Source organism: Pedobacter sp. GW822-FHT03F06 (assembly GCF_058801365.1).
The window spans coordinates 257,773-273,769 of sequence record NZ_JBXANE010000004.1; the positions used below are offsets into that span (position 1 = coordinate 257,773).

The 15,997-nt window shown below is 37.3% G+C and carries 13 protein-coding genes; 8 read left to right on the forward strand and 5 right to left on the reverse strand.

From position 1 onward, the window contains the following. Together AC1RJ8_RS08830 and AC1RJ8_RS08835 are read right to left on the reverse strand one after the other, a co-directional pair. Complete coding sequence (locus AC1RJ8_RS08830) at nucleotides 1–3,312, reverse strand: SusC/RagA family TonB-linked outer membrane protein (protein ID WP_492953437.1); 3,312 nt, start codon at nucleotides 3,310–3,312, stop codon at nucleotides 1–3. Nucleotides 3,313–3,816: 504 nt separating this feature from the next. Then, entirely contained in the window at nucleotides 3,817–5,037 is a 1,221-nt protein-coding gene (locus AC1RJ8_RS08835; protein WP_492953436.1) for a sterol desaturase family protein, read from the reverse strand. Between the two features lie 163 nt (nucleotides 5,038–5,200). Between AC1RJ8_RS08835 and AC1RJ8_RS08840 the strand changes: the two genes are divergently transcribed. The 5 genes from AC1RJ8_RS08840 (at nucleotide 5,201) to AC1RJ8_RS08860 (ending at nucleotide 10,261) form a co-directional block, all read left to right on the forward strand. Beyond that, nucleotides 5,201–5,959 carry an ROK family protein gene (locus AC1RJ8_RS08840; protein ID WP_492953435.1) on the forward strand — a complete coding sequence of 253 codons (759 nt, stop codon included), beginning with the start codon at nucleotides 5,201–5,203 and terminating at the stop codon, nucleotides 5,957–5,959. 85 nt (nucleotides 5,960–6,044) lie between these two features. Continuing rightward, nucleotides 6,045–7,460: an NADP-dependent phosphogluconate dehydrogenase gene (gnd, locus tag AC1RJ8_RS08845; RefSeq protein ID WP_057935067.1), complete on the forward strand. Its 1,416-nt coding sequence runs from the start codon at nucleotides 6,045–6,047 to the stop codon at nucleotides 7,458–7,460. 29 nt (nucleotides 7,461–7,489) lie between these two features. Beyond that, entirely contained in the window at nucleotides 7,490–9,004 is a 1,515-nt protein-coding gene (zwf, locus tag AC1RJ8_RS08850) for a glucose-6-phosphate dehydrogenase (protein ID WP_057935068.1), read from the forward strand. A 171-nt stretch (nucleotides 9,005–9,175) separates the two neighbouring features. After that, complete coding sequence (gene pgl / locus AC1RJ8_RS08855) at nucleotides 9,176–9,901, forward strand: 6-phosphogluconolactonase (protein WP_492953434.1); 726 nt, start codon at nucleotides 9,176–9,178, stop codon at nucleotides 9,899–9,901. A 6-nt stretch (nucleotides 9,902–9,907) separates the two neighbouring features. Continuing rightward, nucleotides 9,908–10,261 (forward strand): DUF5655 domain-containing protein, encoded by a 354-nt coding sequence (locus tag AC1RJ8_RS08860; RefSeq protein WP_492953433.1) that lies wholly within the window; start codon nucleotides 9,908–9,910, stop codon nucleotides 10,259–10,261. Nucleotides 10,262–10,529: 268 nt separating this feature from the next. Here the strand turns inward: AC1RJ8_RS08860 and AC1RJ8_RS08865 are convergent, their stop codons facing one another. From AC1RJ8_RS08865 to AC1RJ8_RS08875, 3 genes are all read right to left on the reverse strand, one after another. Then, a complete protein-coding gene (locus AC1RJ8_RS08865; protein WP_029275244.1) occupies nucleotides 10,530–11,411 on the reverse strand; it encodes a Ppx/GppA phosphatase family protein in 882 nt (293 codons plus the stop codon). Beyond that, nucleotides 11,411–13,471: a polyphosphate kinase 1 gene (gene ppk1 / locus AC1RJ8_RS08870; RefSeq protein ID WP_426329759.1), complete on the reverse strand. Its 2,061-nt coding sequence runs from the start codon at nucleotides 13,469–13,471 to the stop codon at nucleotides 11,411–11,413. The genes AC1RJ8_RS08865 and ppk1 overlap by 1 nt, the downstream gene beginning before the upstream one ends. Nucleotides 13,472–13,570: 99 nt before the next feature. Beyond that, nucleotides 13,571–14,200, reverse strand: a complete 630-nt coding sequence (locus AC1RJ8_RS08875) for a hypothetical protein (RefSeq protein ID WP_492953432.1) — start codon at nucleotides 14,198–14,200, stop codon at nucleotides 13,571–13,573. A 76-nt stretch (nucleotides 14,201–14,276) separates the two neighbouring features. Between AC1RJ8_RS08875 and AC1RJ8_RS08880 the strand changes: the two genes are divergently transcribed. The 3 genes from AC1RJ8_RS08880 (at nucleotide 14,277) to AC1RJ8_RS08890 (ending at nucleotide 15,945) form a co-directional block, all read left to right on the forward strand. Further along, nucleotides 14,277–14,768 (forward strand): YajQ family cyclic di-GMP-binding protein, encoded by a 492-nt coding sequence (locus AC1RJ8_RS08880; RefSeq protein WP_029275247.1) that lies wholly within the window; start codon nucleotides 14,277–14,279, stop codon nucleotides 14,766–14,768. A 75-nt stretch (nucleotides 14,769–14,843) separates the two neighbouring features. Further along, on the forward strand, nucleotides 14,844–15,290 hold the full coding sequence (locus AC1RJ8_RS08885; protein WP_492953431.1) for a GNAT family N-acetyltransferase: 447 nt from the start codon (nucleotides 14,844–14,846) through the stop codon (nucleotides 15,288–15,290). 58 nt (nucleotides 15,291–15,348) lie between these two features. Further along, a complete protein-coding gene (locus tag AC1RJ8_RS08890) occupies nucleotides 15,349–15,945 on the forward strand; it encodes a DUF4142 domain-containing protein (RefSeq protein ID WP_492953430.1) in 597 nt (198 codons plus the stop codon). Nucleotides 15,946–15,997: the final 52 nt, after the last annotated feature.

The window sequence follows — 15,997 nt, forward strand, 5'->3', positions numbered from 1 at the left end:
TTAAAGTCCAACTACTAAACGGGCTCCAAAAGTTCTGGTTGAAGGCAATTGGCCTGTTTCAAAACCTTGAACTATATCTCCTCCCGCTAATGTTCCAAACTCGGGATCGAAAGCTGGCCAAGGCGACCAAATAAATAAGTTACGCCCATAAACGCCTAGACTCAATTTAGTAAAACCTATACTTTTAAGCACTTTTCGCCCAAAATTGTATGTTAAATTTGCTTCTCTAAATTTTAAGTAATCCGTTCTAAATACACTTCCTTCTGCTTGCCCACTACCATAAATTGATTCGTAATAGGCATTCATATCGGTGGCTACCACATCATTTTTACGGTACGTTCCATCAGGATTTAGAAGTACCCCGTCGCCAACTATGCCATTATATCTTCCTGGCAAGGTAATACTATGTTTACCTAACGATGCCATTCTAGAAAATGTTAAAGAATGCCCAACTGCGCCTAATTGTGCATCAAACAATGCACTAACACTAACATTTTTATAAGTAATACTAGTGCCAAAACCAAACCTAAATTGAGGTATTGTGTTACCTAAATACAGCAAATCAGGATTTTCTAGCGCTACTCCTGTGGTCGGATTAAAAACTATTTGCCCATCTGGTGAACGTAAATAACCTCTACCATACATATCGCCCATGCTACCGCCAACATTGGCAACCACTTGTCCGCCACCTAGCGCACCAGTACGTAACACAACTGAACTATCTGCCAGTTCTCTAATTTTATTTCTATTGGCCGAGAAGTTTGCATTTACCTCCCATTTAAAAGTACGAGATTTTAGCGGTGTAGCATTTATAGCAAGCTCAATGCCTTTATTATCTACCCTACCCACATTTATTACTTGAACATTATAACCGGAGGCCTTATCAACAATGCGACTCAAAATCTGATTTTTGGTGTTTCCGCTATACGCTGCAAAATCAAAGTTTAATCGGTTGTTAAATAATTTTAAATCTAAACCAAGCTCAATTGTAGTCGTTTTTAGTGGCTTTAAATCGGGATTTGGCAAAACACGTGGATTATTCATCGCGCTATCAGGGTAAATACCATCTGCTGCGTACAAATAATTATAAGCAGTTCTGTAAGGCGTGGTGCCACCACTACCAACACTGGCAATAGAGGCTCTTAATTTAGCAAAGCTGATTACTTTTGGTAGTTTCCAAAAATCGGAAGCAACAAAAGCCAAACTTGCAGAAGGATAGAAAAAACCAACATTATCAGTTCTGGTAATTGTTGCTAATGTACTGTTCCAATCCTGACGGGCTGTTATATCTAAATAAAGGTAGTTTTTAAAGCTTAAAGAAGCTAAAGCATAAAAGCTATTGAGCCTGTATTGTGCCGTATCGGGGGCATAAACTAAAGGATTTTCGTTATTGCTTAACTCATAAAGATTTGGAATAACTAATCCATCAGCTCTTTTTTCTAGCTTGTTGTATTGATTACGCATTTGGCTACCACCTAAATTGGCAGTAAGCTGAATATCTTTAGTTAATTGTTTATTATACTTTAATAAAAAATCGGCACTTATTTCGTAAGATCGTATATCCGTAACGCGATAAGAACCATGTGCGAATTTATTACCTGCAGCATCCCAAGGGCGAAGAGTTTCGCGAACATCATTATTCAAATCTCCCGATGCTCTAAGCATTAAACTCAATGCATCCGTAAATCTATAAGTCGCTTGGATATTTCCTAACCAACCATTCCGTCTTTGTCCGTTTAAATATTGCTCTGATATAGCATAAGGGCCTTCAGGGAAAGTGGTAGTTAAATTTGTAAACTGTCTGTAAACTAAGTTTGTTGCCCAATAATCCTTATACCAATCAATATTCATATTTGGTTGTGCAAACATAAACCAATACATTAACGACTGATTACCATAACCCGTGGCTGGTAAATTATCGCTTTTTCTATTGCTATATTGCACCTTGGCGTTAATGTTTAGTTTTTTAGTTACGTTACTTGTAATATTTAATGCAGCAGTAGTTCGCTCCAAACCTGTATTTGGCACAATCCATTCGTTATTGCCATGGCTTGCAGAGAAGCGTAAACCCACTTTTTTATAAGTACCATCTATACCAAATGAATTGGTTGATTCGAAACCGGTTTTAAAAAATGCATCAATTGGATCAGGAGTTGCCACCCATGGTGTTCTGGTTAATCCTTGCGCTCTGGTTGCAGGGTCATATTGAAAAAACATCGCTCCAGGAGAAAACTCAGGGCCATAAGTAGAACTTGTAGAATTGGTGTTTGCTCCATCGGCACTCGCTCCATATGAGTAATATGAATTGCCAGATACCCCAGCGCCGTATTGTGTTTGCCTATCAGGACTTTTGTTAATTTCTTCCCATGCACTATTTGAAGTAAAAGAGATATTAACTTTCTTTTTATTTAAACTGGCAGATTTTGTTGTGATGATGATAGCCCCATTTGCTCCACGCTGTCCATACAATGCTGATGCAGCAGGCCCCTTCAATACGGTTACATTTTCTATATCATCAGGATTTAAATCATTTAACCCACTACCAAAATCGGCAGGCATAATATCTCCTGATGTACCGTAAACACCGCCTCCTGTACCGCCTGTACGCCTTGCCGAACTACTCGCCACAACGCCATCAATTACAATTAAGGCTTCGTTATCTCCTGTCAAATTATTTTCACCACGAAGAATAATTTTATTTGAACCGGCTGGGCCACTATTTCTAACCAAATTTAAACCTGCAACTTTGCCCGATAAAGCGTCTGTCCAGTTACTAGAAACCGCATTGGTAAAGGCCGTACTATCTAATTTAGAAACTGCATAACCTAACGATTTTTCCTCACGCTTTATGCCTAATGCCGTAACCACCACATCGTTTAACTGGCTGTTAGATGAGCTAAGCCTAACAGTCACATTGTTTTCGTTATTATTAAATGTTCTGGTTAAGCTTTTATACCCCACCATATTGTATAAAACGGTAGTTCCCTTAGCAATAGTGATGGTATAATTTCCCTTCTCGTTGGTTACGCCCAAAAACTTCTTATTGTTATCCGTTATCGTTGTTCCAATTAATATTTGTCCATCCTGGTCATCCAGCACGGTACCTTTAATTACAATATTTTGTGCCGGAGTTTGTGCAAAACTTTCGTTAATACAAAATTGTATCAGCACAGCACAAACGAAAAAACTAAAGCGTTTTAGTTTATCCTTAAAAAAAGCACGTCTGTTCTTTTGGTGATTATCAGGACTGCTTTGCTTTACATGCAGAACGCATTGATGCCACGAAATCTGTTGAGTAAAATTTTCGATCATAATTATTATAGTATATCCGGTTAGTAATAGGGTTCATATGTGCGATTTATTTTGTCCGGATTTGCGGGCAAAGTAAGCCTGTTTATGTTAAAAATATATTAAGCAAACATTAAGTATTGAAAAGCAACCAAAATAGATTGCGATTTATTTAGTTTTACTTACTATATATTTCGTTAATTAAAATTAACAAAACAAATCGAAACTAAAAACAATAAAATAAATCTGCAAGAAATATTTTTTAATTGAATGTTTAAACAGACAGAAATATGGATGATCGTAAGAGGAATGGAATAACTAAGCTAAACCTAAATAAAGTAATAAATGGCTTTATTTACAGCATATAAAGAAAGATATGGCATCCATGGAATAAACCACTAGCCCAACAGCGTCACGTAATAATTTTATTACAAGACGTAGCAGCAAGAGAATAAATAGAGCAACAAAACGAAACATCGCCTTGTAACATTTATATATCAGCTAAAACCGAAAGATAAAGAAACACCCCTAACCTGCCTTTGCGTACTCAAATACATGCTTCATGTAAAGTTTACGTAAAGAGAATGTTCTTTCAAGTGCAATTAAGATAATCACTGGAAAGATTAAAAAACCAAGCAGGTTGAAAGCATAGAAAAAATAGCCAAAAATTAATATGAACCTGAAACATTCGAGGTAATAGATCCACCTACGCTGTTCCAATAGCGCACCGATATTGATTAAAGTAAGCAAGATGAAGATAAGAATAGCAGCTTTATTGAATGGGGTTAAAAAACTGTAAAATAAGGTAGTGCCGGTAAGCATTACAACTACTGCTATCAACTGTATATTTAAATAGGTTTTAAACTTAGGTTTAGCAACTCGCTGTATTTTATTCTGAAAGTAACGCTCTTCTAAAATGGGGCGGATGTTTTGGTCCATCAATGCTGGACTCCCAAATACGGCATTCCATTTAGCCCTAAATCCATTGGCACGCTTGTACGCCTCTCCTATTTCTAAATAGTAGTGAAAATGTTGCCAAAGGAAACTATAACTTTTAATAGGATGTGTTAAACCATATTTAGGTGCCTCTTCTTCGGCCTGAAAAGTACCGAATAATTTATCCCAGAATACAAAAACATCGCCATAGTTTTTATCCAGGTATTTTTCGTCGGAAGCATGATGAACACCATGCAAAGAAGGCGTGATGAATATATGTTCCAGCCAGCCCAGCTTACCGATTAATTGTGTATGTGTAAAAAATGAATAGGCTCCATGAGCCAAAAGTATGGTAATAATCATATTGGGATGAAAACCAATTAAGGGTAATATACACCAAAACACATTTCGGAAAATGGCTTGAATGGTCGTAATCCTTGCAGCAGCCGATAAATTAAACTCTTCGCTCTGGTGATGAACAATATGTGCAGCCCACAAAAAATTAATTTCGTGGCCTAGCCTATGGTACCAGTACCAAACAAGATCTGTCGATAAAAGCAATAATATCCACACATACCATTTTGTAGAGATATCAAAAATTGCATAGTTTAAATACACCCAATCGTACACCTGATAAAAACTTGCTGCTATAAATAAGTTCAATAACCTTTCGGCAATTCCTACACTAAAATTTGCAACTGTACTTTCATATTTAAATATTTTCGCTTTTTTTTGGTGCTGGGCGATCTTAAATTCAATAAATACGAAAATAAAAAATGCTGGAATAGCAAATGCAAGGTAGTTTACCGTCATAACTGTAGTGGTCTTTTTTAGTTTAACGGAACAAACATAAATATATTCTATTAAATACATAGACTTTATAGAATATATTATTACACCGAAATTACTTCGATCTTCATTTAATGTTTGTTGTTTTAATTTATTTGTAGAACTTCGAAATTATAAATACACAATTATGGCTACAGATAAAAAAGCTGAAAACAACAATATATTATCTATTGATATAGGCGGCACAAGTATTAAAACGGTTCTTTTGGATGAAAGCGGAAATATGCTTACCGAATATCTGAAAAGCAAAACCCCGCCAGAAGCTACTCCAAAGGATATTGTTTCCGGAATTATAGCGTTGATTAAGCCTTTCCCTGTTAGCTACAACCGCGTATCGATCGGTTTTCCAGGTTATGTTAAAAACGGAATTGTTAAAACCGCCCCTAACCTCGCAAAAAACAAATGGGCAGATGTTGATCTTGCCCAGCGTGTTGCTAACGCGCTAGGTAAATCAGTGCGTTTGGTAAATGATGCCGATCAACAAGGTTTAGGTGTGGTTGAGGGCAAAGGATTTGAAATTGTTTTTACAGTAGGTACGGGTTTTGGAACGGCTTTACTATTCGATGGAGAATTACTGCCGCATTTAGAACTCGCCCATTTCCCGATCAGCAAGGAAGAAGACTATGATGATTATATCGGAAATAAGGCTTTCGAAAAAATTGGAACAGAACGTTGGAATAAAAGGCTCAAAAAAGTAATCGAAATCTATAAAACAGTTTTCAATTATGATACTTTATATATTGGTGGTGGTAATTCTAAACAAATAGACTTTAAACTGGAAAGCAATATTAAAATTGTAACCAACAGAGACGGGATTAAAGGCGGTGCAAAACTCTGGAAACTGGCCGACAAGTACAACATCTTTACTGTTGAGCCTAAAAAATAATAATCTTTATTACAATCTTTTAACAACAATAGCTGCAATATTAATTTGTAAACCCTAATTTTGGGTGCATTAGAAAAAATAAAAAATGGCAAATAACGATTCAAAAAAATATAAATTGGGAATGATCGGTTTAGGCACAATGGGCCGGAACTTGTTATTAAACATGGCTGATAAAGGCTTCTCTGTAACTGGTTACGATAAAGACAGAAAAATGATATCGAAACTTGAAGAAGAGGGCAAGAAACACAACTTAGAAGGTTTTGACGATATTGAAAGCTTTATTTCCAGCTTACAAACACCACGTACATTAATCTTATTAGTACCAGCCGGACCGATTGTAGATAGCGTTATTGCAGAACTAAAACCACTTTTAAGCAAGGGCGATATTATTATCGATAGTGGAAACTCACATTTTACCGATACCAACCGCCGTGTTGATGAACTGGAGAAAGATGGCTTACATTTCTTCGGAATGGGCATTTCTGGTGGTGAAGAAGGTGCACGTTTTGGCCCGAGTATGATGCCAGGTGGCGATAAACAAGCTTATAACGTTGTTAAAGATGTTTTTGATGCAGTAGCGGCAAAAGTTGGAACCGATCCATGCGTAACCTATATTGGCCCTGGTGCTTCTGGCCACTTTGTTAAAATGGTACACAACGGAATCGAATATGCCATTATGGAGCTCATTGCCGAGGTTTATGGCATCCTTAAAAATGGATTAGGTTATACCAACGAAGAAATATATAAAGTATTCAAAAAATGGAACGAAGGCAGGTTGCAATCTTTCTTATTGGAGATTACAGCTGAAATCTTTCTTTTTAAAGATACTGAGACACAAAACGATCTTTTAGATCAGATTAAAGATGAAGCACGCTCAAAAGGTACCGGAAAATGGACATCAGAGGTTTCAATGGAACTTCAGTTACCTGTACCAACCATTAATGAGGCTGTTTCTAACCGCGATTTATCTAAATTCAAAAAACTAAGGGTTTCTTTAGAGGAGGCTTTTGGCAAAAAAGACACCAAAATTGCTGTTACTATTGATGAACTGGAAGATGCATTTTACTTCTCTATGATCAGTGCTTATGCACAGGGCATGCATTTACTGGTTCAGGCTTCAAAAGAATACCAATACGATTTACAGTTACAGGAAATTGCTAAAATCTGGCGTGGTGGCTGTATCATCAGGGCTAAATTTTTAGAAGATATTTATCAGGCTTACGATAAAAACAACGCTTTAGAACATTTATTTGGCGATGCGGGTATCCAGAACATCATTAAAGGTACTTTAGCAGGTACACGCAAAACAATTAGCGCATGTATCAATTCTGGTTTGGGTATCCCTGCATTTGCGTCTACCTTAACCTATTTCGATACCATTACCACAGCCAGGATGCCTTCTAACTTAATCCAGGCACAAAGAGATTTCTTTGGCGCACACACCTTCGAGCGTATTGATAAAGATGGTGTTTTCCATGCTGATTGGAATAAATTATCATAACCTATTAGATTCACGAACAAAAACATAAAATGAAAACCAAAACCGCATTAAACCCTACCATTTTTGTAATATTTGGTGGAACAGGTGATTTAAACAAAAGAAAATTAGCACCTGCCCTATATAATTTATTTATTGAGGGTTACATGCCAGATAAGTTTGCCGTTATTGGTACCGGTAGAACCGAATTTACCGACGATAGCTACAAAGCTGCTTTAGAAGATGCTGTAAATCAGTTTTCACGCAGCGGAAAAGTAAAAAAAGAGAAATGGGACGATTTTGCAAAGACTATGAGCTACTGTCCTACCGATTTTGCCCAGCCAAAAACTTTCGAAAACCTTAAAGCAACCGTTGAAAAATATCAAAAAGAATTTGGAGTTGGAACACAGGTAATTTTCTATCTGGCAGTTGCGCCTAATTTCTTCCCGATTATTGCTGAATGTTTGCAGAAATATAAACTTACGCAAGATGAAGACAATAGCCGTATCGTTATCGAAAAACCTTTCGGCCATGATTTAGAATCTGCAAAAGAGCTAAATACATTATTAAGCACTATTTTTACAGAAAAGCAGATCTATCGCATCGATCATTACTTAGGTAAAGAAACCGTACAAAACATGATGGCTTTCCGTTTTGCCAATGCACTGTTCGAGCCGTTATGGAACAGGTCTTATATCGATCACGTTCAAATTTCAGTAACCGAACAGTTAGGTGTGGGCGATCGTGGAGGTTATTACGAAGGCTCTGGTGCTTTAAGAGATATGATCCAGAATCACCTGTTGCAATTGCTTTGTTTAGTTGGAATGGAAGCACCAATTAATTTTGATGCCGATGAAATCAGGAACCGTAAAGTTGAGGTTTTAAGAGCAATGCGCCCTTTTTCTGCCGAAGATATCCGTTTTCATACTGTTCGGGGTCAATATAGTAAAGGTTGGGTTGAAGGTAAGGAAGTGCCTGGATACCGTCAGGAAAAAGGTGTTGATGCACACTCCAATACCGAAACTTTTGCTGCAGTTAAATTCCATATCGATAACTGGAGATGGCAAGGCATTCCTTTCTATTTAAGAACAGGAAAACGCTTAAACCAAACTTCATCTTTAATTACCATTCAGTTTAGAGATGTGCCACATCAGATTTTCTCATCAGGTGTAACCGAAAACTGGCAACAAAACAGGCTAGTAATCAGTATACAACCTGAAATGAGTATCCGTATGCAGGTACAGGCCAAAAGACCTGGACTGGATATGGTATTAAATCCTGTCGATATGGTTTTCGATTATAAAGGAACTTACGAGGGCGATACCCCTGAGGCTTACGAAACCTTATTATTAGACGCCATGATGGGCGATCAAACCTTGTTTATGCGTGGCGATCAGGTAGAAGCGGCATGGGAACTGGTGATGCCGATTTTAAATACATGGGAAAGTAAAAAATCAATCAACTTCCCTAATTACCCTGCCGATAGCTGGGGACCAGAAGAAGCTGAAGCACTTATTGCAAGAGATGGTTTCCACTGGTTTAACTTGCCATTGAAGAATAAGGAATAATTTTTACCCGGTCGTCACCCTGACCTGTAGCGCAGCGGAAAGCTACGCAGTAAATTTATTTCAGGGTCTTATTTGAGATAGATGCTGACCACGAAGTAGCTATTAGGCTTTTAAAAACAATAAAAAACACTAATAAAATAAATTCAGCATGACGACTTTATCATTGATAAAATGAATCTACTCATATACAAAACATTAGAAGAACTGAATCAGGATCTGGCAGATTATGTAATTAAAATTGCAGAAATGTCTATCGAAGAAAACGACCGCTTTAATTTCGTATTAACTGGCGGAAGTTCTCCTAAAGCACTCTATCATCTTCTGGCTACAGAAGGCCAGCACAGAATTGATTGGGAAAAAGTATACTTCTTTTTTGGCGATGAGCGCAACGTTCCTGCCAATGATGATAACTACAATGGACTAATGGCCAAGAAAGCCATTTTAGATCCACTAGGCATTAAAGAAGATCATATTTTTTACGTTGATACCACTTTAGCTCCGGAAAAAGCAGCTATCGAATATAAAAAAGCAATCGACAAACACTTTAACGGAGAAGATCTAATTTTCGATTTAATCCTTTTGGGTATGGGCGATGATGCGCATACGGCTTCGATTTTCCCTCATACCACTCTTGTTAAAGATGAAGAAGTAAACGTGGCTTCGGTTTATGTAGAGAAATTGGATACTTACCGCATTAGTTTTACAGCACCGTTAATCAATAAAGCCGATAATGTAGCGTTTTTGGTTTTTGGAGAAAATAAAGCCGAAGCCTTAAAACATGTTATTGGCGATGAGCAAAAAGATGTTGCAACTTACCCTTCGCAGTTAATTGATCCGATTGATGGAAAATTAACCTGGTTTACCGATGAGGCTGCAACAAAATTATTGGAAGATTAAAAGGTTATGATGTCTGAAGAAAAACATTTATCAGACTTTTTAAACGGGAAAACGGAATACACCTTAGGGTTGTTCCGTTTTTTTATTGAGCAATTGACCGAATTAGGAGCGATAAATCTCAGGCCTACAAAATCCATGATCGCCATCGAATCAAAAACCAATTTTGCATATATTACGCAATTGGGTAAAAATTTTATTCATGTGGTAATTCCTTTCAATCAACCGCATGAAAACAATCTCTGCTTCACTAAGATTGCACAGGTGCCGGGAACGGATCAATTTAACCACCATTTGAGGATTTTTTTTAAAGAAGATATTAATGATGAGGTGAAAGGTTTTTTAAGGATGGCTATGGAGTAACGCGTTTTTTAACCACAGAGTACACGGAGGAAGACGCAGAGATCGCAAAGTTTGGTGCAACTATCCTATTACCATACCCGTCATTTCGACTGAAGCACAGCGAAATGGAGAAATCTATATAGATAAATTTTTAGTGCTGTTGGATGTTACCATCCGACAGTTCAAAGTAGAAATAAATCCCAATTTCAGATGGAAACATCTGACACCACATATAAAACTGTTTGATAGATTTCTCCGCTCGGTCGAAATGACGATCAAGTAGGGTAATTTAATCCAATTTCTCTTCGATCAACAACTTAATAATCCCGTCAGCCATTCCCACTTTAGGTACATAAATCTGTTTTATACCAGTCCATTTCATTAAGGTTAAATAAATCTCACAAGCCGGGATAATTACATCGGCACGGTCGGGATTTAAGCCTAGCGTATTAATCCTTTCTTTCAATGAATAACTGGTTAATTTATTATACATCGAATTTAGCTTCTGCAACGATAAAGGTGCATTTTCCTTCTCATCCGACATGCGGAAAAGTTTATTGATGTTACCACCGGTGCCAATACCTGCTAAATGTTTATAGGCTTTTGTATGCTCTTTTACCCAATCTTTCATTTCATCCCAGGTTTCTTCCTTATCCTGGTTGTCGAGCATCCTGATAGTGCCTATATTGAAGGATCTTGATGCTTCTGGAGCACCTTTTACAAAAACTGACAGTTCGGTACTACCTCCACCCACATCAATATATAGGTAATTTTTATTTTCGTCTAACTCTTCTTCAATATGGTTAGCGTAAATAATATTTGCTTCCCGCTGCCCCTCAATAATTTCTAAGGTAACGTCTGCTTCCTTTTTAATCAGCTTAACAATGTCTTCTCCATTACGGGCCTCGCGCATAGCAGATGTTGCACAGGCCAAATATTCAGAAACGTGATAAACATCCATCAGATTCTTAAAAGCAGTCATGGTTTTTACCAGATCTGCAGATTTTTTCTCCGAAATATATTGATCTAAGAATGCGTCATCTCCCAACCGGAGCGGCACACGTATAAGGGTGTTCTTTTTGTACTTATATTTTCCGTCTTGTTTGCTAATATCAGCAATGAGTAACCTCACCGCATTCGAACCGATATCTATAGCTGCGTATCTTAACATTATGATTGATGCTTGGTTTTTAAATAGTTGTAGATGTCTACCTGCGCCCTTATCTTTTTACTTAATCTGTTTTTATGGTATTTATTATTGTTCAAAGCATTGATCTGCCTCGATTTGGTATTGTCCTGCAATTGCAGATCTATAATATCCTGTATTTCCTGTTTCACATCATGATCTAAAACCGGAAATCCTACCTCTACGCGGTGTTCGAAATTCCTGCTCATCAAATCTGCAGATGATAAATACATGTCGTTTTTACCGTTATTACCGAAAATATAAACCCTGGCATGCTCCAAGAACTTATCAATAATACTAATGGCGGTAATATTTTCACTAAAGCCCTTTACTCCTGGCACCAAACAGCAGATACCACGGATAATCAGCTGAACTTTAACCCCAGCATTGCTCGCATCGTAAAGTTTGGCAATAATCCCTTCATCCGCTAAACTATTTACCTTTAACATGATGTAAGCGAGCTTGCCCTGTTTAGCATTCCTGATTTCGCGGTTAATAAAATTGACCAGTTTCGAGCGGCTCTCCAGTGGCGAAACAATCAGGTGTTTAAATCCCTTGGTTACGGTACGTTTGCTCAATGCATCAAAAAGTTTTACCAGATCGTTGGTAATCTCTTTCTTTGCGGTGAAAATACTATGGTCGCAGTATAAACCTGCGGTTTTCTCGTTAAAGTTTCCTGTTGCTAAGTTTGCGTAGTAAACCGGCTTATCTTTTTCAATCCGTTTAACCAAACAAATTTTAGAGTGCACTTTGTAGTCGGTTAAACCGTAATTTACCTTAACTCCCTCCTCCATTAAGCGGCTGGTCCAGTAAATATTAGCCTGTTCATCAAAACGGGCTTTAAGTTCCAATAAAACAGAAACTGCTTTACCATTTTTAGCAGCGTTGATTAATGCATTGATTACTTTTGAGTTTTCGGCTAAGCGGTATAAAGTAATCTGTATTTCGGTTACTTTCGGATCAATTGCAGCTTCACGTAAGAACAAAATAATATAGTCATACGATTGATAGGGTAAATTCACCAAATAATCGCGCTGGGCAACTTTATTAAACATACTTTGGGTTCTATGCAGATCGTGCACCTTTAGTGGCACGTTCGGCGCATATTCCAATTCCTTTTTACCTACATTCGGGAAGGCAATAAAATCGCCAAACTTATGGTAACGGTTACCCGGAATTAAACTTTCAGCCTCAAGCTTAAGTTTATTCACCAGTACAGTAAGCATATTTAAAGGCATCGCCGAATCATAAAGCAAACGCATTGGTTTCCCTTTTTTACGTTTTTCCAGACTGCTTTTTAAATCATCGATAAATTTATCATTAATGTTTTTATCAATATCCAACTCGGCATCCCGCGTGAGCTGGATCGAATAAGCTTCTAAATTATCATAAGTAAAAACATAAAATATATCGTCTAAACAATACCTGATAATGTCTTCTGCAAGGATAATAAATTTTAGATCGTTTGTTTCTGGCAGCACTAAAAACCGCGGCAAATTAGGCGGAATTTCAATGAGTGCATATTTCTCTTTAATTTTGGTATCCTTTTTCGAAAGTTTAACAAAAAAGTAAAGGTACCGGTCTTTCAGTTCTGGAAAAGGTTTATCCATATCCAGCATAATGGGAACCAGATTAGATAAAATCTTATCCCTGAAATGATTTTTAACGAATTCTCCCCTGCTTACATTCAATTGGGTATCGTTTAAGATAAAAATCCTGTTCTGAGCAAGTTCGTTTATTAGGGTAGCCTGGAAAAGCTGGTCGAATTTTCTTTCTTGTTTTACGACAATATTTTTAATCTCATTCAGAATTTTCTTTGGATTAAATCCCAAAAGTGCTTTAGCCTTATCGTTCAGATTGGTTAGCCGGGTCATGGTGGCCACTCGCACACGGTAAAATTCCTCCAAATTTGAAGAAAATATAGATAGAAATTTAATCCGTTCAATCAGCGGAACCGTTTCATCGGCAGCTTCTTGCAGTACACGTTCGTTAAAGTAAAGCCAACTGATTTCGCGGTTTAAAAAAGGGATCTTCTTATTGCTCATTTAAAAAAATAAAAAATCCCTGCCAAAACAGGGATGCTCAAAACTGCACATTAATTTGTTAAATCGATGTTAATTCATTTACATGTTAACGTTAACAAATTATTTTTTGGTAGGTGTTTTCGTCTCTTTATTAACCGATGTTGTAGCTTTAGCAACTGTTTTTTTAACAACTGCTGCTGCTTTTCCGGGAGTAGCAGTTGGAGCTACTACCTTTTTAACCGCTGTTGCAGCTTTTGCCGGTGCTTTACTTACGGCGGTTGGCGCTTTTTTCACAACTGTTTTGGCTTCGTCTACAGCTTCTTTTGCTTTTGCAACTGGTTTTGCCAATGCTTTTTCCGCTTTTTCTTCTGTTTCTATCGCCGCAACCTTAATGCTTTGCACTACCGGTTTAGCCTTCGCAACGGCTTTTTTAACCACTTTTTGAGCAGATTTTTCCGACTTACTTACCGCTTTTGAAACTGGTTTTTTCGCCGCTTTTGCTTTCTCTTTTGATGCATGTAACAAATCATCAATTTTTTGTCCAACATCTGCTTTTACGATGGTGAATTTTTTGGTTAATTTTTTAGCCACACGCTTACTTGCTTTCCCCACCTCCGTACTAATTTCCGATACATCATGACCTAAACTTTTGATCACATCTAAGAACTTATCCGTAATCGACTGCTCCAATTGTTTCTTCACTTCTTTTTTGGTGATCTTTTTTTGAGACTTCGGTTTAGTGGTTTTCATATTATTTTTCGTTTTTTTGTGAGGATGGATTAATTTCTATTAAATCTACTTATTTTTTTACTTTAAAGCTAAAACCATGCCTTCTTTTGATATTGTAAGTAAAGTTGATGCGCAAACATTAGACAACGCAATTAACAATGCTAAAAAAGAAATCCTTAACCGATTCGACTTTAACGGATCGAAAAGCACCATTGATCTCGATAAAAAAACAAACGTAGTAACCATCGTTACTGAAGATGATATGCGATTAAAAGCAATCGAAGGTTCCATTATCTCGCGGATGATGAAACAGAATTTAGATCCGAAAAGCTTAGATTTTGGCGATGAGCATCAGGCTTCGGGCAACATGATCAGAAAAGAAATCAGTATTAAAGAAGGATTAGATAAGGAAGCAGCAAAAAAGGTTGTGGCAAAAATCAAAGCCAGTGGATTAAAAGTTCAACCTGCTATTATGGATGACCAGGTTAGGGTAACCGCAAAAAAAATCGATGATCTGCAGGCCGTGATGAACCTTTGTAGAAATGAAGATTTTGGTCAGCCATTGCAGTTTATTAATATGCGTAACTAGGTTAAATGTTTAAACTGGTTATCGGTTAACTGTACTACTGTAATACTACAATTAACCGATTAACCCATCTCAACTATGGAAATCAGCGAAAACGGTTTTGTACTTTCCGATAAAAAAGAGCTTTTAGATCTCGAAGCTATACATCATTATTTAAGTGTAGAATCCTATTGGGCAAAAGACATCCCTTTAGATACCGTAAAACGTTCTATTGAAAACTCGCTTTGTTTTGGCATTTACAAAGGTACAGAACAGGTAGGTTTTGCCCGTTGGGTAACCGATAGAGCTACTTTTGCATGGCTTTGCGATGTTTACGTTAAAGAAAGTTACCGTGGTTTGGGCTTATCAAAAAAACTGATGTCGTTTATGATCTTCCACCCAGATTTACAAGGCTTGAGGCGTTACCAGTTGGCTACTTTAGATGCACATGGCCTATATGAACAATTCGGTTTTTCGCCAATTAAAAATCCAGAAAGCCAAATGGGCATCGTTATTCAAAACGCATACAGTAAGGCATCAGAATAGATATAAAACCTTTTTTAAACTCTCTTGTTTTTCATACACATCAAAACATAGAGAAAACATGAAAAAGATATTTTTATTATCCACTGCTTTTGCCTTAGTGCTTTCAATTCAGGCTTGCCAAACCGCCGACAAGAAATCGGCAACCACAAAAGACAGTGTTGCTGGCGATACCAATATGGTAAATGGCAACCATACTACAGGAGCGGAAAGTACAGAATCGGGTGTTGATGAAGCGGGTGCAACTTTTTTAAGAAAAGCATCAATTGGAGGTATAATGGAAGTTGAAGCGGCAAAAATTGCACAAACTAATGCAAAAAGTACCGAAGTGAAAGACTTTGCGGCTAAAATGTTAACCGATCATACCAAGGCCAATACAGCGTTGAAAGCTTTGGCTATAAACAAAAAAGTAATCACCCCAGATGCATTGCCGGCAGAAGATCAGATTCATTTGGATGAAATGAAGAAAATGACCGGTACAGCTTTTGATAAACATTATATGGATATGATGGTTACCGATCATGAAAAAACAATAGCCTTATTTAAACTGGGTATGCAAAACCGCGATCAGGCAATTAAAAGCTGGGCAGGCAACACTTTAAGTGTAATCGAATCTCATGATGAAATGGCGAAAAAAATCGTTGCCAATATGAAATAAACAGCGGCAAAAATTTGCTTTAAAGATCAAAATCCTGAATAATGAATTTCAG